19 protein-coding genes and 1 pseudogene are annotated in these 16,135 nt (G+C 51.9%); 5 read left to right on the top strand and 15 right to left on the bottom strand.

Annotation, left to right across the window (positions count from 1 at the left end):
- Positions 1 to 2: 2 nt before the first annotated feature.
- Positions 3 to 869, bottom strand: a complete 867-nt coding sequence (locus H7A02_03275) for a WYL domain-containing protein (protein MCP5171275.1) — start codon at positions 867 to 869, stop codon at positions 3 to 5.
- 104 nt (positions 870 to 973) lie between these two features.
- Between H7A02_03275 and H7A02_03270 the strand changes: the two genes are divergently transcribed.
- From H7A02_03270 to H7A02_03250, 5 genes are all read left to right on the top strand, one after another.
- Positions 974 to 1,147: a hypothetical protein gene (locus tag H7A02_03270; protein ID MCP5171274.1), complete on the top strand. Its 174-nt coding sequence runs from the start codon at positions 974 to 976 to the stop codon at positions 1,145 to 1,147.
- A 57-nt stretch (positions 1,148 to 1,204) separates the two neighbouring features.
- Positions 1,205 to 1,468: a hypothetical protein gene (locus H7A02_03265; GenBank protein ID MCP5171273.1), complete on the top strand. Its 264-nt coding sequence runs from the start codon at positions 1,205 to 1,207 to the stop codon at positions 1,466 to 1,468.
- A 10-nt stretch (positions 1,469 to 1,478) separates the two neighbouring features.
- Positions 1,479 to 1,727 (top strand): hypothetical protein, encoded by a 249-nt coding sequence (locus H7A02_03260; protein MCP5171272.1) that lies wholly within the window; start codon positions 1,479 to 1,481, stop codon positions 1,725 to 1,727.
- 13 nt (positions 1,728 to 1,740) lie between these two features.
- The gene (locus tag H7A02_03255; protein ID MCP5171271.1) at positions 1,741 to 2,109 is read left to right on the top strand and encodes a metal-dependent hydrolase; all 369 of its coding nucleotides are present in this window, start codon (positions 1,741 to 1,743) and stop codon (positions 2,107 to 2,109) included.
- Between the two features lie 77 nt (positions 2,110 to 2,186).
- The gene (locus tag H7A02_03250) at positions 2,187 to 2,396 is read left to right on the top strand and encodes a hypothetical protein (GenBank protein MCP5171270.1); all 210 of its coding nucleotides are present in this window, start codon (positions 2,187 to 2,189) and stop codon (positions 2,394 to 2,396) included.
- A gap of 7 nt (positions 2,397 to 2,403) precedes the next feature.
- On the opposite strand, the gene H7A02_03245 is transcribed toward H7A02_03250, so the two are convergent.
- The 14 genes and pseudogenes from H7A02_03245 to H7A02_03180 all read right to left on the bottom strand — a co-directional run bounded on the left by H7A02_03245 (position 2,404) and on the right by H7A02_03180 (position 16,135).
- The gene (locus H7A02_03245; protein ID MCP5171269.1) at positions 2,404 to 3,972 is read right to left on the bottom strand and encodes a conjugal transfer protein TraG N-terminal domain-containing protein; all 1,569 of its coding nucleotides are present in this window, start codon (positions 3,970 to 3,972) and stop codon (positions 2,404 to 2,406) included.
- 16 nt (positions 3,973 to 3,988) lie between these two features.
- Positions 3,989 to 4,306, bottom strand: coding sequence for a hypothetical protein (locus tag H7A02_03240; protein ID MCP5171268.1), 318 nt, complete (start codon positions 4,304 to 4,306; stop codon positions 3,989 to 3,991).
- Positions 4,307 to 4,346: 40 nt separating this feature from the next.
- Positions 4,347 to 5,687, bottom strand: a complete 1,341-nt coding sequence (locus H7A02_03235; protein MCP5171267.1) for an integrating conjugative element protein — start codon at positions 5,685 to 5,687, stop codon at positions 4,347 to 4,349.
- Positions 5,684 to 6,709 (bottom strand): TIGR03756 family integrating conjugative element protein, encoded by a 1,026-nt coding sequence (locus H7A02_03230; GenBank protein ID MCP5171266.1) that lies wholly within the window; start codon positions 6,707 to 6,709, stop codon positions 5,684 to 5,686. Before H7A02_03230 ends, H7A02_03235 begins: the two co-directional genes overlap by 4 nt.
- Positions 6,706 to 7,191, bottom strand: coding sequence for a TIGR03757 family integrating conjugative element protein (locus H7A02_03225; GenBank protein ID MCP5171265.1), 486 nt, complete (start codon positions 7,189 to 7,191; stop codon positions 6,706 to 6,708). Before H7A02_03225 ends, H7A02_03230 begins: the two co-directional genes overlap by 4 nt.
- Before the next feature lie 448 nt (positions 7,192 to 7,639).
- Positions 7,640 to 8,251 carry a GyrI-like domain-containing protein gene (locus H7A02_03220; protein ID MCP5171264.1) on the bottom strand — a complete coding sequence of 204 codons (612 nt, stop codon included), beginning with the start codon at positions 8,249 to 8,251 and terminating at the stop codon, positions 7,640 to 7,642.
- Between the two features lie 283 nt (positions 8,252 to 8,534).
- Positions 8,535 to 9,050: a DUF1993 domain-containing protein gene (locus tag H7A02_03215; protein ID MCP5171263.1), complete on the bottom strand. Its 516-nt coding sequence runs from the start codon at positions 9,048 to 9,050 to the stop codon at positions 8,535 to 8,537.
- Between the two features lie 112 nt (positions 9,051 to 9,162).
- Positions 9,163 to 9,480 (bottom strand): GFA family protein, encoded by a 318-nt coding sequence (locus H7A02_03210; protein MCP5171262.1) that lies wholly within the window; start codon positions 9,478 to 9,480, stop codon positions 9,163 to 9,165.
- Positions 9,458 to 10,614, bottom strand: a pseudogene (locus H7A02_03205) (IS3 family transposase). The gene H7A02_03210 and the pseudogene H7A02_03205 overlap by 23 nt, the downstream one beginning before the upstream one ends.
- Before the next feature lie 335 nt (positions 10,615 to 10,949).
- On the bottom strand, positions 10,950 to 11,699 hold the full coding sequence (locus tag H7A02_03200; protein ID MCP5171261.1) for an SDR family oxidoreductase: 750 nt from the start codon (positions 11,697 to 11,699) through the stop codon (positions 10,950 to 10,952).
- 40 nt (positions 11,700 to 11,739) lie between these two features.
- Positions 11,740 to 12,210: a VOC family protein gene (locus tag H7A02_03195; GenBank protein MCP5171260.1), complete on the bottom strand. Its 471-nt coding sequence runs from the start codon at positions 12,208 to 12,210 to the stop codon at positions 11,740 to 11,742.
- 356 nt (positions 12,211 to 12,566) lie between these two features.
- The gene (locus H7A02_03190) at positions 12,567 to 12,680 is read right to left on the bottom strand and encodes a DUF1697 domain-containing protein (GenBank protein MCP5171259.1); all 114 of its coding nucleotides are present in this window, start codon (positions 12,678 to 12,680) and stop codon (positions 12,567 to 12,569) included.
- A 32-nt stretch (positions 12,681 to 12,712) separates the two neighbouring features.
- Positions 12,713 to 13,138, bottom strand: a complete 426-nt coding sequence (gene alaE / locus H7A02_03185; protein MCP5171258.1) for an L-alanine exporter AlaE — start codon at positions 13,136 to 13,138, stop codon at positions 12,713 to 12,715.
- Between the two features lie 276 nt (positions 13,139 to 13,414).
- Positions 13,415 to 16,135 carry a conjugative transfer ATPase gene (locus H7A02_03180; GenBank protein ID MCP5171257.1) on the bottom strand — a complete coding sequence of 907 codons (2,721 nt, stop codon included), beginning with the start codon at positions 16,133 to 16,135 and terminating at the stop codon, positions 13,415 to 13,417.

Genomic DNA, 16,135 nt, shown 5'->3' with positions numbered 1-16,135 from the left:
CCCTAAGACTCTGAGTCAAACAAAAAAGGACTCAGCCTCTTTCGATCTGAATCCAGTAGGATGATGGGGAACTTAAACTCATCGGCTGCTTCATCAACGGTGATTGCCGCCTGATAACGCTGCAAGGTATAGTGTGCCAGTGCTTTTCTCACCGAAATCTGTAACCGACCATCCGGCATACCAAAGTCCTTCTCTACCAGCGCCTTCTGCCCATCGTTTAACTTCGGATTTGGCACAATGGTCAAAAGGATCTGCTCATTCCACAATGAGTCTTGCAAGGGGTCTGGAGATCGCTCTGTAGCAGGTTTTGGTGTCCGGTCTATCCTGGACAGAATGAAGTCACGGAATTCACCACGCTTGTGGCAGTACGCACGAACATGCCAACGGAACCCTGTGTAAACCAGTGTGTGCGGAGAGATAACTCGCTCACTCCATACCGGGTTGGTCATCGAGGCGTAGAGAACTCTAATGCTCCCTTTGCAACGACAAGCCTTGATAACCTCTCTAACAACCTCAGGACGGACCGACCTATCCGGTAGTTGTACAGATGCGAAATTCAAGTCTGTCTCTAACGTGACTGCCATTGATTCACTGACCAACCCCGAAACCATATCCAGATATTCGTTGATATGACCAGTGGTCAAAACGGGCCGAAATCCCGGCTTTGGGACATAAGCCTTAACAGCCCGGTCGTGCATCAGGGAGTCAGGATTATGGTTAGCCATATACCGCTTAATATCGGCAGATGCCTGCTGCCTGCTGACCCCAAACCAGTCCACAAGCCTATTGGTCACAAGCCTTCCTTCCCAATAGGCCAATAGCTCAATAGCCCTCAGTCGAAGTAAAACTTCGTGCTTTTCAGCTCCCATATCCCCAACCCTACATTTTATTGTTCGCCATTGTGCCAAAGGGTTGACAACATGTAAAATAATAGTACAGTAAAGTTTCTTTACATTAGATTGAGGATATAACCATGGCAACAAATCCCCCCAAGGGCGACGGTCACCGCAATGGCGCGGTTCGTGGTCGCTCCCAGACTCAAACCCCGTCCGGCAATTATGTAAAGCGGGATACGGCAACCGGCCGTTTTATGGATGTGAAGACCTCCAGCAAGGGCCCGTTTAAGGGCGTAAGGAAGGAAAAGTAGTGAACTGCCCCCGCAGTTCTGGGGGCTAACCTAATGGCGGATAGCGGAGGCTTCCCAATGGTTAAAATCCAAGGTGCGGTCGTCAAAGAGCAAGGCGTAACGTTTGCGATCACGATAGTGAAACAGCACATCTTGAATTCACAGATGCAGTGTCAGCAGGCGGCTCAATCCTTTCAGCCCCTGTTTCCGGGCATGCCTATTGTGCTGATGGGGCAAGACTCACGCGGCACTCCGAGCTACTGGGGCCGGAGAGATATTGTGAATTTTCTAAGGAACGTCCATCCAAGTCGCATCCCTTGGAAAGAATATACATTCAACTGAGGGAACTGTGATGATCGATATTTCTTTTGAAATAAACGGCAGAAAGGTGTCACCACGCAATATGGGCAATGCCCTGGAAGCAGCTGTTTTACAGTCTGTACAGGAGTCGATCAAAAAGACTGTTGGCTCAGCGCGATGCCCTACTCACGGCCAAACGCCGAAGATTAAAGTGAAGGGGCGCAAACTCGACTCCCTGAGCTTCGAAGTTTCCGGGTGCTGTGACCAACTCATCGAAACCGTAAAGAAGAAACTGAAGTAGGTATTGGAGAAAAATGAACGGACCAACACACCAATTCGCCGGTGCAATTGCAGCGCTGGCTATCACTCAGAGTGACGCGGAGGATAAAACCTCAGTGTTGCATCATCCAGCCGCGGCGGTACCCATAGGTGCTTTTCTCGGCAGATTACCCGATATGATCGAGCCGTCATTGGGTAACCCTAACCATCGACAATTTTTTCACAGTGTCGCCGTGTTGGGCTTGCTGGGAACCGGGATGTACAAGCTCTATCACTGGGACCCGCAGGACAACCTCGAAAGGGCACTAAGAGGATTATTGTTGCTAGGCGGGGCCGCGTATCTGAGCCATCTGGCGCTGGATGCTTTAACCAGCAAATCGCTGCCAATTCTCGGCAAACTATAAGTGGCAGAGCTAAGATTTTTAGTCCAACAGCGCTATGCTCAATCTGAGCTGGAATAGCCTGCAGATGGAGTCTGCCGATGAATACTGCCACCCGCATTGCCCATATTCTCAGAGCCAGTGCTGCTTTGCTCGTAACCGCTGTGGGCATTCTATTCAGCGCCGATGACGACGAAAGCGAAGACCGCCCCTTAGGAGATGGCTCAGACCGTTTTGGGGATCACAATTTTCGTACTGGACGTATGGATTCTGGAACTGATCCAGATGGCTGGTATGAGGAAGACTTGTAACAACACCCTATTTCTTCTTCATCCCTTTTGAGACGGCTATTTTGCCCAAACTGCCGCCCTGCCTTCCTGCATCATCAGCAGGCCTTGCGAGCGGGGAAGTAGCTGCAGTGATAGAGCGCCCTATATTCACCCCCGCCCACGCCATCATCCCACTCCACAGCAGCGGCAATCCCAGATAGAGGCTGGTGGTAATCATATTCAGCAGCATGCGCTTGGCATCGTGTTCGCCGGGGTTGGCGAAGATCTGCAGGAAGACGTTGACGTCCGGGTACATGGACAGAATCAGGTTCTGATCCACCCACATGGCCAGATACCAGAGCACTGTCCAGAATTTGATGGTGAAGATCGCCATGCCGCCCACCACCATCATGGCGATGGAGTAGCGGGACAAGACCACCACCAACGGTAACAAGGCATAGATGCCCAGCAGCATAATGGCCTGCACCATGGGCAATGACTGTAGCACGGCAGTCATGGTGACGGAAAACAGGGCCGAAGCGGTGACCACACCACCGGTCGCCAGGCCGCCTTTGACAATATTTCCTGCCGTATTGAACAAACCCGAGCCGGAGGCATTATTGGCGATCAGTTCATTGCTCGACCAGGAGGGTGGCGCATTGGTGAGAACAGTTTTGGCGACGGCGTCATTTTGCTGTTCGCTGGCCAGTGCCGGTGCGATGGCGACTACCAGACCGGAGAAGCCGGCCGAGGTGGCATCCGCCTCGTTGATCAGCTTTTCACGTAAGCCGATGGCCCCATCCTCCCACCACTGGTTGCAGTAAGGTTTACCCCAGGCTGGCGGAGTCGTCAGATCGTATTCCGTATCCCTGGTCGCGTTGTAAGCCCAGCCGGCAATTTGGTTGGCCGGGCGCAGGGTGTCGTAATAACCCACTGTATCCCGGTAGACGTGTGAGCCCATCCAGTCGGGGTCATCGGCGCCATAGGTGGTGAGAATGCCATTGATGGCCGCTGTGTTTGGTCGTTCAGCCTGGTATTTGGAGCGGGCCGGCACATAGCACTGGCTGAAGAAATCACTCACCTCCTGCCTGAGTCGCGGATCGGCAATGGTGGCCAGGTGTGCTTGTTGCTCGAAGGTGCGCATATCAGCCACGGTTGGCAGGCCTTCGACAATGGCGTGATTCAGGCCGGAGCTGAGGGCGATCACGCCGTACCACCAGACGGGAACATTGACGGTTGCGGCAGAACCCGTGAAGCCGGTCGTGCCATAGGTGCTCTGTGGAGCCGCTACGGTCGCGGTTGTTGGCGTTGGATTCAGCAAGGTCGGCGGCGGCGAGTAGGACAAGGTACCGGCATTGAGTGTCGTGAGGGCAGCGGGTTGCCCCGCCAGCACGACTACCAACAGCGCAATGAACAGCTCGATCTCCATGCGCCGCAGTGAGAGGACGCTGGCATGGCCAACTTCACCGCCCTGCGCCGGTTCGCGCCAGTTGTCGATCAGGATGCCCAGAAACGGGAGATAGACGATGCCGGTACTGACCAGCACATCCCACAGAATGCCGTAGAAGGTCCAGCCAAAAAGGGAAGTAAAGAGCTCCAGATAGCTATCGACACTCATTGCCCTGCTCCAACGATCAAGCTCTAACCATCAGGTCAACGGCATTGACCAATACACCCTGCCCTAACACCAATTCGAGCAAAACCAACCAGGTGACGGCGCGCCAGCGTATTCCTGTTAGTCTGGTTGCTTTGGCCCGGCTCAGGATTGTCGCATCAGCCAGCCAGGCAACCAGATATTTCCAGCCAAGGGCAATAACAGCGATCACTGTCCAGCGCATGGCTGCCAGTGTCGTCCGCCAGTCGTCGATGCTCTGTTGAACGGATTGCACGGAATCCGTTTGTAATCGATGTATCAGGAGATACCCCACCAGCGCTGTCAGCAACACGGCCATGGTGGTGAATAGCAGAAAGTTTTTTCGCCGTGATCGGAGGTTATTGAACACGCCCACCTCGCAACGGATTGGGATCCAGGGTCGGCACTTCCGGTACGGTAAGTGAACTCTGCCGTTTGGCAGCCGCTCGCTCCAGTAATGTGGCAACGGTGTCGGACACCACTTCCTTGCGCACACGGGTTTCAAACAGCAGGTTTTCGATTTCTTTATCGAGCTCGGCGATGGAGTTGTCCGCATGCTCGCGGGCCACTTCGGTGGCGTAGACCTCTGGGACCTGCCGCCCCGACAGTAGCAGACGTCGGGCGTACAGTGCCTTCTCGACCGTGCGCGCGGTGCTGATCTCGGAGACCAGGCGGCCCATGATCAGACTCTGCTCTGAAGCCGGCATCTCGCGGATCGCTTCGATCACTTGCCGGGTGATGGCCACGCCGGGCGCGGTGATCTGGTCGAGATTGGTCAGGGTGAGTGGTGTCGCGCCACTGACCAGGTTCTGGATCTCGGTGGTGACGGCAGCGGATTCCTGATAGAGCTTCGGCAGCAGGCCTGTACCGGGAATGCTGTCTTTGCGGCAGGTATCGCAGGTGGTAACGATATTCTCGCCCACCACATCCACGGTCCAGTCCCGGGCTTCGCCGGGCGACCCCCAGATTTCCGAGAGCCGGGTGGCCGATGCGGCTGGTACCGGACTGGTGTCAGTCACGGCGCGATTCATATTGATGTTGTAACCAGCCTCGACGATATCGCCGGTGAACTCCAGCACTGGCTGGCCGGTTCCTCCGGCCTGCCCACCGATCCAGGGCACACCGTTATCGCCGTTAGAGGATTCCACCGTGTCTTTGGCGGTGACGGCATCATTGCCGCCTATACCCATTTGCACCTTCCAATCGTTACCTTTGGATAGGGTGATCAGATCGGCGTAGGGGTTCTTGCCCTGGGCGATTTCCGCCTCCATCTGCTCGCAGGACTTGGTCGCCAGCTGCATGGTTTCTTCGGCCTTGATCAGGGCATTCTGGAAGAGATCGTACAGGCCGGGGTTGGCTCGCTGCAGAATGAGTGCCGGTAACGACGCTATGGCGCTGGTGGCCGCTGCCGTCATGGCATTCATCATGTTGTCGACACCGGAACCGATGTCGTTCAAGGTATTGGTGACCGCTGCCACCGGATCGAACTTGCCGCAGCTGTAGCCGAGTCCCAGTTGGGCAGAGCCTCCCAACGTCGTGGAAACCACAGCAGGATTGGCCGGTACCGAGACCGGTTCGGCGCCACCGATCTCGTAATACCACAGCCCATCTTCCGTGGGCGCCTGAGCGGCATAGCTGTCGGGGCCAATGGCGACCACCAAAGCGATCAGCAGACAGTGAATAGGATTGTGGTTGATCATGGCGGGTAATCGATCCAGTTGATGTCGAACAGAAAAAACTGACCTTCTTTTTCACAGCACTGATAAGGCCTCCACAGGTTCCAGGCGTAATCACCCTCCTCGTCCACGCGGCCACCACCCCAACCAGTGGCGCTGGCGAGATCGTTGGTGCCAAAAACAGCGCAGCTTGATTCTGCTTTGGGGAGCAACATCTGCCACTCACCGGTGGCAGGATCGTCTTCAACCAATGGACCCGGCGACCAAATCCGCTGGTCGGAGCTGGAAGACGGTTCGATCTGATCGTAAATGTGCGGCTGACCGTTCCGGGTCACGATATCCCCGGCTCGCTGCGCATTGATTGCTGCGGCCTTGGGCTCCTCTGCCTGTGTGGTCCAGCCTGTTCTGGGGTAGACACCACCCCAGGTCTGCAGAGGCCAGGTGCCGATTTCCCGCATGCCGGGTATCAGACTCGCTGGATAGAACATCTCCGGGATTTCCATACGCCAGGAGAGCGCATCCAGGCTCGACATGAAGTAGGGATAAAAGGAGGTGGTTTCTGATTCACACAAATAGCCGGTACCCGCCAGGACACCCGACAGCGAACCTAAAGGATGGCCGATGACATCGGTCTCCCGAAAGATCAGATTGCGGTGATCCTTGTTGCCCTGCCCACCTTCCGTTCGATTCCCGGCGCTCTCGATGGGCACGGCCAGCAAGCTGCCGAGCAGTCCTGTCGCGGCGGAGCTTTGGGCGGCTCCAAGAATGCTGCGAATCTCTGTCCAGGGATTGCTACCGAGTTCGTTGTAACTGCTCACCACCGCATCCGGCTGGTAATGGCCAACTTTGATGGAGGTCTCGACATCGCATTCGTAAATGGAACAGCGTAGCCAAAAACACATTCCCACCGGCATCCAGCGCATGCAGCTGAGTGCTGCACTGGTGGTCTGGGAGACAATCTCCGTGGTGGAGATGGTTCCAGCATGGCTTATGAGGGAGGCCCACATCAGCAGGAGGAGCCCACAACGGCTGAGGGAGCGCATCATGATCTTGGCTCTCCCGCCTGCCACTGCCGATACACTTGAGTTGCTGCCCGAATGTCGGTGATGCCATACACCACGGCTTTGCCATCGAACACAATGGCCGGGTAGCGATCAATACCATACTGCATCGCTTTAATTAATCCGTTAGCGGCATTTTCCAATTGTTGACCCACCGCTGTATTCATTAATTGAAAACGCCTCAATACCAATTCCTTGGCTTTGTCTGGATCCGTTGGCAAACCATGAGACAGCTCACGTTGCAATCGATTGATTCGATCGAGTTCGTAGCGTGTATATTTCACGCCCGGCAGCTTAACGGAAGAACGATTATTGCCCGTGTTGGGCGGTGCCTCGGAAATGGTAAAGCATTCAATAGTGAGCGGTGTTTTATTACCCGCCGCACCGCCATAGCAGCTGATTGCAATTGATAGCAAAAAACCAAATGCGATAGATCGGGGAAACTGTTCAATGGTGGCGTAAGGCATGGCTATCGACCCAGGGTTATTCTCGACAGTCTGATTGATGCAACGTTATAAAAAAATAGAAAATTCCAACAGGTACTTGCGTAGTTATTTCCTAACCGCGCCAACATAAGCGCAGCGACTCTTAAACTAAGCGAAGCCGATGGCGTTACCTTACTGCAGTATAATTGGCAGATAATAAACCCAACGTAAGCAGAAGCGGATGCCTGGAAAGCCTCACGTTCACAACACGGTAAAGGCTGGGGTGGAAGTTTCGAAATGCTTGCTGCTTATCTTAAAAATTTAGATATGCGCTCAGAAGTTGATAAGATTACTCATCCTTAGTGGATAACCTGGAGTAACAAGGCATTTAGCTATTGACATTAAAAATCATCTCAACGGATGTTGTTCCTGAATGATGACGCGGGTTAACGTCCCCGAAAATATCAATACTGCCTTGCCCGTATACCTTTCAAGTCATTGGCTGCCTAATAATCGTTTTCCATTTTTCTGGTTCTGACCGCCTAATATCGCTCAAATAAATTTCATGATGTTTTCCCCTTAGTATGCTTTTACTTTCGTCGATAAAGGCGTGAACTTTCTCTACTGCCGGGCCTTCATCTGAAAATGGGCCGACATGAAGTATTTGTGCAGCCTTCCCCTCGTTAAACGTTTCAAACCTTACTAGCGGAAGCGCCGTTGGATTTTTCTTTTCTTTAACCTGTTCGATCGCATCTAACACCATCGACTCCGTAACCAATACTGGCTGCATAATCATCAGCGTCCATTTCCAGTCATCTTTGTTGTCAACACTAAAAGATGTCATGTCATCAGCCCACCACAAACCTTCCAGTGGCATCACACCATAATCAACAGCGATATCACTTCGCTTGATCATAAATTTCAACGTATATGAAAGCGGGTATAAAACACCAATAGCATCTTGATAGGCTTGTGCGTTATTTGGATCACCCTCACCGTCGATCATCAAGTAGTTCATTGCAGGGACATCAACAATGGCCACGTCCCTGGCCGAAGGCCTATAAAGGTGTTTTAGTTCTTTCTTAAAATCAATTTTCTTCATCGCTGCCTACTCTGGCATAACATCCGCGTATGACGTCTTTGTATGGAGGTTCCTTTTCCTCATAGTGCTTCTAAATGAGTGTGGACACACATCTTTCTCCAGGACATTGAAAAAATCTCAATCGCCATCATATTGGGCGCCAAGTTATGAAAAAGGCACTCTATTGCGCCTTCAAATGCGATGCAACCTAGCTCCGACATTTCGTGGCAATGATTTTTTCTTCCTTTCCTGTAAGCCACATCCATTGTATGCCTCCTTTAGATAAGGTGTATTTTGCTATGCTTCACGTCTGTTTAACCTTAGGAGCCAAATGTATCATGTAGTCAAACTTACCCACTGGCACGCCTTTCATTCGCATAATGTTATAAGCGGTAACCAAATGAAAATATAGATTAGGAATTAGGAAATCATTAACGTATTCCAGCCCCGGCAGCTCTATGTATTGCTCCTCGCCTATATCTATACGCATCACCTCCTGTAACTTTTCGTCATTTACAGTTACGCTGATTAACTTCGATCTGGTATCGTCAATAATCTTTCTCGCCTCACTCAGCGATTCAACGTCTGCTGACAGATTCTCCATCGCGGCACCTTCGCACCAAAGTGCAAAATTTCGTGGTTGATTGCATGCGTAAGCAATCTGGGTACCCAAAGGAAGCATGTCGTCAATGAGACGGTAGCCTAGTATTGAATCCGCTTCTTTCTGAAGATGCTCAGATGAAATATCTATAATATGAGATAGCGTACTAAGCCGTGATAAAAACAATTCCCGAAAAGACTTTATTTTATCTTCTGGCATATTGAATCCTATTTGATGACTTAAAACATAACTGGGTATAATTTCGATCTCACCTTCAAAGCTTTAACTCCAGAGTCCATATTCACATAGTGCCACAGCGTTTATTCGGTGATTACTCTCCAGAAAACTGTGCAAAAACTTCCTCACCGGTCAAATTTTTGGTTTCATTTGAAAATTGATAATATTCAGGTTTTTCATCAATGAATATCTGATGACTAAAGTTGTATGCCGATTCTGCGTCCAATAATCCTGCGGGGAAATGGTATTGATTATTTGGCTTCAGAAAATAAAACAGATGCGTACCACACGTAGTACAGAATCCCCTCTCGGCCCATTCTGATGATGGATACCGGGTTATCCCTGATTCATTGGATATTTGATCTTGCCCCGTTTTCTCGGACAACAAGCTAAGCGACTTTTTTAGCTTCAAACGCCTCCGGGCTCAGGTAGCCCAGTTTCGAGTGAAGCCGCTGGCGATTGTAGTACACATCGATGTATTCGAACACGTGGGCCTTAGCTTCGGCGCGCGTGGCGAATCGTTCACCATGGATGGCCTCAACTTTGAGGCTGTGGTTCCAGCTTTCCATGGCCGCGTTGTCGTAACAGTCACCTTTTTTGCTCATACTGCAAATCAGTTTGTGGTCGCGCAGGAGCTTTTGATAAGCACGACCACAATATTGACTACCGCGATCCGAGTGCACGATTACGCCACCTGGCCGCTTGCGTCGCCACAGAGCCATTTGTAGCGCCCCACATACCAAGTCAGCCGTCATGCGCTCGGACATGGCCCAACCAACCACCATGCGCGAGTAGAGATCCATGACAACAGCCAAGTAAAGCCAGCCTTCGTCGGTCCAGATATAGGTGATGTCGCTGACCCACTTTTGATCAGCGCTCTCAGCCTCAAAATTTTGCTCCAGCAGATTGGGCGCGACTGGCAGGCTATGGTTGCTGTTGGTGGTTGCCTTGAACTTCCTCGCTGCCTTGGCTCTTAAACCTTGCGTGCGCATAACTTTGGCAACCCGCTTGCGGTCGGCTGGCTTGCCTTGGTCGCGCAACTCCCGAGTGATTCTGGGGGCGCCTGCGCGGCCTTTGTGTGCAGTGAAGATCGCTTTGATATCCTCCGCCAGTGCTTCATTGGCCAGTTGGCGGACAGTAGGTTGACGATGCCTCCATGCATAGAAGCCGCTGCGCGATACCGTCAATAGCCTGCACATGGTGCCGATCCGGAAATCGGATTCTAATGACCTGATCATTGCGTACCTCACTTCGGTTGTTTCGCGAAGTACGCCGCCGCCTTTTTTAAAAAGGCGACCTCTTCCTCCAGACGGGCGTTCTCCCGCTTCAGCCTCGCCATTTCCGCCTGTTGAAGCTTTTGCTCTTCGAAGCTCTGGCCAGTTTGTAACCGTTTGGCCCGCCAGTTATAAAGCATCGTCTCGGCGATACCCAGGTCCTTTGCGGCCTTGGCCACTCCCTCCCGGCCGGCAAGCTCCAGCGCTTGCTCTTTGAACTGGGGTGAATATGTCTTGCGCTCTGTACGTTTTTTGGTCACTTTGGTTTTCATTGAACACCTTGGGGGTTAGAGATTACTCTCTTAGCCCGGTGTCCGGGAATTGGGGGCAGGATCAATTTTCTTTAACTCCCCGCTGTCGATAACCAGCATTGGGCCACCGGACCACGTTCTACACATACTACAATGACAAGCAGCGACTTCAGTATTTGATAGCTCAACTTCCAGCTCAATAGAGCCACATAGACATTTTCCCTTTGCTTTCATCGTTTTTTCTACCCTCTTAATTGGTTCATAGTTCACTGAAGTTTAAGTTGCACCTCATCGAGATAGGAAGAGACCCCGCTAGTGCAAAATTTGATCCCTTCCAGTTGTTATGCCACGCCTCTTTATTGCGCTGTATATCCGCCATCAATTGAATGAACACTACCGGTAATAAAGGAAGCGGTATCGCTAAGGAGATATGCAACCAACTCAGCGACTTCTTCCCGAGTCGCCAGTCTCTTCATTGGATGCACACTTGCCATCCAGTCAGTGACCTCTTTGCCGGAGTCAAGAATTCTTGGCGTTGCAACGTAACCTGGCGCAACCGCATTAACTCTGATATTGGAGTCCGCCAACTCCAGCGCGGCAGACTTGGTTAAGCCGATAATGGCATGCTTGGCTGTTGTATACGCCGACATTCCCGCCAGCCCCACCAAACCATTCGCCGATGACATGTTCACAATCGCGCCACCACCACTCGATAACATCGCCGGTATTTCATATTTCATGCAATAAAAAACGCCTGACACATCGATATCAATGACCTCCTTCCAAACATCGATATCAACATCTTGTATAGGTACCCCTGCCGTACCGGTCACACCCGCATTATTGACAGCGAAATCAAGACGACCGAATCGATCAATTGTTGCTCTGACAGCCTCTTCAATGGCTTTTGGATCTCGCACATCAGACTCAATAGCCAGTGTTCGCTCGGCATTGGGGTCAATTCTTGCGCAGACTTTTTGTATAGGTTCCAAATGTCGGCTCACCAACACCACAGAAGCCCCACCTTTATGGAGTCGTTCCGCTATCGCTTCACCATTGCCTGTTCCAGCTCCAGTGACGAGCGCTACTCTTCCTGTAAAAGTCATTCTGAAACCTCCGATTTTTCTCTTGTGTGCTTACTGCTATCTACTTACCGCCCTGTTCGTATAATGCCTTAGCACGCGCTGAAATTTCCTCAGGGTTAAGATCTTCTATGTGAGTGGCAATAAACCACAAATGCCCAAAGGGATCTTCCACCGTTCCGTTACGATCACCATAAAACTGATTTTCAACAGGCTTAACCACTTTGGCACCCGCCTCAATTGCTCGTGAAAATATTTCGTCAACATTCTCTACATAGAGGTGAATCCCTACAGAGGTTCCCTCCAATTTTTTGGGGTTACGAAACCCGGATTCTTCGCACGACTCCGCTAACATGATGGCGGAGTCACCTATTTTTATTTCAGCGTGCATGATGTCTCCATTGGGTGCCGCTAGGCGAAACAGCTCTTCTGCACCCAATGCACACTTGTAAAATTCTATGGCTTCTGCCGCGCCACTAATACTTAAGTAGGGCGTTATCGCATGGTAGCCTTCGGGAATGGGCCTAACGGACATAAATCCTCCTTTTTATGTGTCAGCTTAAAAATTATAGGCAAGTGCAAGGCTATCACATGATACTGTATATGCAAACAGTATTATGGTGTGATTTTGACAGAGCGCCAAAAAGGGTCAAACGGCGATTGACGAGAACAACTCGTTTCACGACACTGCGTTACGCTTGCCCGCGAACCTTGTTCAATAAGATACTTGCTTCATTATTGCCAGATACTCACACCAACAACACAAGGTACCAGCGTCTGGTGACAGATAAAAAACGATATTGATGCGCTTTTATGCATTTCTCAACATTTCTTTGAGTTTGTTAACTGTATTCAAATTGCGCCCCGTTGCTGGGACACCCAAACAAGCTTCTATACCCACGACCAATTTAGAACGCCCAATCCCATCGGGATCATATTTTTACCCCCGACATTCACACCTCTCAGTAAAATAATGTAGGTATTCCTATTATCCCGCCTATACATAACATCAGTTACCAATCCTGCTGCTAGTTCTTCTAATTATCCGACACACCAAACATCTTCCGACAATAAATCAAAAAAATACCATAGGGGCGTCCGGAAATGACAAGGAATAAGAGTATTGAAAGCCCTGCTTTTACCGCCTGTATTATTGTTGCTCCGCTCAGAAAAAGAAGGATTAAATACAAGGTCATTTGAAAAGTTAAGTTCGCGAAAGTATCTATTATTGCCACTTTTAACTGCCCCGAATTCTCATCACCTAAAAGCTTAAGCAACCAATCTCTGTAAATGCCATAAGGCCTTCCGGCAAAGAGCATAATGGGTATCGCTGCGAGACGGATTCTCATGGATTGATCGAATGATAGCCCGGCGATAATGACCTCGATAAAAGCCCCACAGACGGTGGAAAATACAACCATCGCAATGGTATCTGCGAGATAGTGCCTCATATTGATTGTCATATCTTATTTTCGTGTAATGAGGCGGAAACACCCGTCCTTTGGTCCAAACCCAAGCTTGGTTCGCACCCCCCCCCATTCATGCGGTAAATACCTTCATACAGCCCGGCAGACGCGTCAAAAGCCTACGATATTAATTAATTTAGCCCTTTAATTGATTGAACAAAAAACATCGTAGACGCGTATTCGCTCTTATATTTTGTTAAACAGCCCTTTTCTCATGATCATAATTCACTCATACATTTGATCAAAGCCTTATACTATTTTTTTCCGAAATCATTACCGTTTGCATGCGATTCTTTGCGCCACTTCATACACCGCTTCCAACTCACTACAGTTTTTTTCGCGCATAATGGCGGCGCGCTCGGCCTTTTCGTGCTTTTCGGTCATGGCCAGGGCGAGCGATAAGGCTGGCGGTACGTTGCGGAACAGCGCTTCGACCTTGTCGGCCAGTACCACACCCTCTACGTATTTCCCCGGCTCCTTGCGGGCAGACAACAGCAGGTTGCGCTGTTCGTCATTGAGATCCTTGAAGCGGGCGATCTGCTCCACCTCCTCTTTCGGCATGACCAGGCACAGCCACCACTCCATCATATTGAGCATCTTGCGGCTGGCATCCGGAAAGTCTTCCAGATTCTGGGTGGCAATCCAGAACCAGGCACCGAGCTTGCGCCACATCTTGGTGATCTTGACCACGTAGCGCGCCAGCAAGGGATTGGTGGTAATGATATGGCCTTCGTCAGTCACCACCAGCGTGGGCCGATCGTCGTGTTGATGACGTTCCACCAGGTCGTTGATGTGACTCATCATGGACAGGTAAGCGACGGTGAGTTGATCTTCGTAGCCTTCCCGGGCCAGCATGCCCATTTCGAGGATGGTGACATCGGCTTCTGGCCAGGACTGCCCCGGCCGGTTGAAGAAGTGGCCCGCCAGGCCCGAACAGAACAGCGCCATACCATCCCCCATTTCCAGTGCTCGATTACGCCGGTGTTCGGGCAATTCCCTGTTGGTGGCGATGGTCTGGAAGGCGTTGACCACATCCTGGGTAATCACCTGGGGTCGACTGGTCTCTTTCACGGTTTTTGCGGCAAGGAATATGGCATTACGGATCAGCAGTCGGTCGGCCCGGGTCAATCGCGCGTCTTCACGTTCATCGCCACCGGTGATCATGATACGTGCAGCAATCTCCATTTCGCCGAGAATATCGCGCCCGCCGCCCTCTTCGTCCATCTCATCATCTTCGTCTAACGTCTCCTCCATTGTGGACTCATCGACGTCGAGCGGATTAAACGCATGGCGACGATCCAGCAGTCGAAGCGCATCGGCAAAGGGCGGCAGGCTGACATCGACATTGGGGTTCAGGGTGATCTGGTTCACTGACAGACCGTGATGCGCAAAATGCTGCCCCAACAACGAAAACGAAGCCCCGGCCTCGATGATAAAAATCCGTGGCCGGTGTCGTGCCATCATCTGCTGCAACAGATACACTAGCAGTGCTGACTTGCCCGCCCCCGTCGGCCCCAGGATCAGCATGTGGGCGTTCTTCTTGCGGTCATCCCGGTGCAACGGATCGAAGACCAGCGGTTCGGCACCCCGGTTGTAGAACACCAGGCCGGGATGACCGGTGCCACGGGAACGGCCGTAGAACGGTACCAAATTGGCAATATGCCGGGAGAAGATCAGGCGCGAGCGACGGCGGGATTTGTCCAGGTCGGCGTCGTAGGCCATGGGCAGGTTACGGATGTAACTGTCGAGCGACAGCAGGTCAGCTTCCTGGGCAATGGGCTGCAGACCATTGGGCAAAAGCAGCGCGTGGAGACGATTCAAATTGTTCCGTAGCGCCTTTTGATTATCTCCGCGCACATAGAAGGCCATGCTCACGGGATACAGCTTGTTGCCCTGCGCCATTTCCCGCTCCACGTGTTCCGCATCTTCCCGGGTGATCGACGCCTCTGCGGAATCACCCACCGCTGCGCGCTTGATCTGGGCAATGTGATTGCGGGTGGTGTCTTGCGGTTTGAGCGTGAGTGTTATTGCCATGATGGTGTGCTCGGGCAAACGATCGAACAGCGAATACACCTGATCCCCGGCCTGGCGCTCCGCCGTGAAGTGCCCGATGTCCGGGGCCCGCCGCAAGCTTTGTACGGTCACGACGGTGTGCGGCATATTATCGAAAATCCAGCTCGAGGTTGCCTCATCGGAGTGTGGCATCGACAGCGTCAGCTGTTCGGCAAAGTCATAGCCGAACGGCAAATTGTCATCACCCGGATAGGGTGCCAACTGCATCAGTGATTCCGGATTGCCGTCTGCCAGCGGTGGATTGGGATTGAACCAGCTCAGCAACCACTGATAAAACGCCTGACCACTGGCCCGTTGGGCGTTGATTCCAGCAGAGGCCAGTGAGGCGATCCATTTGGTGGCCACGTCATTGAGCGCTTCCTCCACTTCAACAGCGGGTGGCGTTTTGCCATTGCTTGCTAAACGACGATAGAGCACAACGCGGATCCGCCGTTGCTGCCCCTGCCAACGCGAACCGGTGACGGTGGTATCGTCAAACAACCCACCCGGCCGGGAAATCGCTTGCAGGTGCTTCGACATCACCGACAGGTAATGTTGAGAATAATCCGATGCACGAACCGCCGGCGATGGATAACTGGCCAACGACTCATTGAATTGAGTTAGCCTGGGCTCGTCCTGTACATAGATCTGTAAGACCCAAGGCGCATCGTCGCGCTCGGGAATGGCCTCATTGATTGCCGTTTGAATGGCGTCTCGCAGCTGGGCCATAAAGGCCGGCGTCCTCGCCTCGCAACCGACCGGCTGCACCTCGAACATGGCGCCGAGGCTGACCCCGTCCTCTAACAGAAAAGCTCTACTCTCGGGAATGTATTCCATCCAGGGCAGCAAATCGGTAAACGAAGGCGGGCGGGTATAGTGTTGTTTGACCGCGGCAGCGGTTAAGGGCTCACCCTCAGGAAGGTTAGGTTTATGTTTTGGCAT

The organism is Pseudomonadales bacterium (genome assembly GCA_024234435.1).
GTDB lineage: Bacteria > Pseudomonadota > Gammaproteobacteria > Pseudomonadales > Porticoccaceae > JACKOF01.
This window is presented reverse-complemented; position numbering and strand designations above follow the sequence as displayed.

Excerpts from the sequence above, each read along its gene's own strand:
- H7A02_03275 (MCP5171275.1), bottom strand. The coding sequence starts at position 869 with ATGGGAGCTGAAAAGCACGAAGTTTTACTTCGACTGAGGGCTATTGAG.
- H7A02_03270 (MCP5171274.1), top strand. The coding sequence starts at position 974 with ATGGCAACAAATCCCCCCAAGGGCGACGGTCACCGCAATGGCGCGGTT.
- H7A02_03265 (MCP5171273.1), top strand. The coding sequence starts at position 1,205 with ATGGTTAAAATCCAAGGTGCGGTCGTCAAAGAGCAAGGCGTAACGTTT.
- H7A02_03260 (MCP5171272.1), top strand. The coding sequence starts at position 1,479 with ATGATCGATATTTCTTTTGAAATAAACGGCAGAAAGGTGTCACCACGC.
- H7A02_03255 (MCP5171271.1), top strand. The coding sequence starts at position 1,741 with ATGAACGGACCAACACACCAATTCGCCGGTGCAATTGCAGCGCTGGCT.
- H7A02_03250 (MCP5171270.1), top strand. The coding sequence starts at position 2,187 with ATGAATACTGCCACCCGCATTGCCCATATTCTCAGAGCCAGTGCTGCT.
- H7A02_03245 (MCP5171269.1), bottom strand. The coding sequence starts at position 3,972 with ATGAGTGTCGATAGCTATCTGGAGCTCTTTACTTCCCTTTTTGGCTGG.
- H7A02_03240 (MCP5171268.1), bottom strand. The coding sequence starts at position 4,306 with ATGGCCGTGTTGCTGACAGCGCTGGTGGGGTATCTCCTGATACATCGA.
- H7A02_03235 (MCP5171267.1), bottom strand. The coding sequence starts at position 5,687 with ATGATCAACCACAATCCTATTCACTGTCTGCTGATCGCTTTGGTGGTC.
- H7A02_03230 (MCP5171266.1), bottom strand. The coding sequence starts at position 6,709 with ATGATGCGCTCCCTCAGCCGTTGTGGGCTCCTCCTGCTGATGTGGGCC.
- H7A02_03225 (MCP5171265.1), bottom strand. The coding sequence starts at position 7,191 with ATGCCTTACGCCACCATTGAACAGTTTCCCCGATCTATCGCATTTGGT.
- H7A02_03220 (MCP5171264.1), bottom strand. The coding sequence starts at position 8,251 with ATGAAGAAAATTGATTTTAAGAAAGAACTAAAACACCTTTATAGGCCT.
- H7A02_03215 (MCP5171263.1), bottom strand. The coding sequence starts at position 9,050 with ATGCCAGAAGATAAAATAAAGTCTTTTCGGGAATTGTTTTTATCACGG.
- H7A02_03200 (MCP5171261.1), bottom strand. The coding sequence starts at position 11,699 with ATGACTTTTACAGGAAGAGTAGCGCTCGTCACTGGAGCTGGAACAGGC.
- H7A02_03195 (MCP5171260.1), bottom strand. The coding sequence starts at position 12,210 with ATGTCCGTTAGGCCCATTCCCGAAGGCTACCATGCGATAACGCCCTAC.
- H7A02_03190 (MCP5171259.1), bottom strand. The coding sequence starts at position 12,680 with ATGTATAGGCGGGATAATAGGAATACCTACATTATTTTACTGAGAGGT.
- alaE (MCP5171258.1), bottom strand. The coding sequence starts at position 13,138 with ATGACAATCAATATGAGGCACTATCTCGCAGATACCATTGCGATGGTT.
- H7A02_03180 (MCP5171257.1), bottom strand. The coding sequence starts at position 16,135 with ATGCCAAAACATAAACCTAACCTTCCTGAGGGTGAGCCCTTAACCGCT.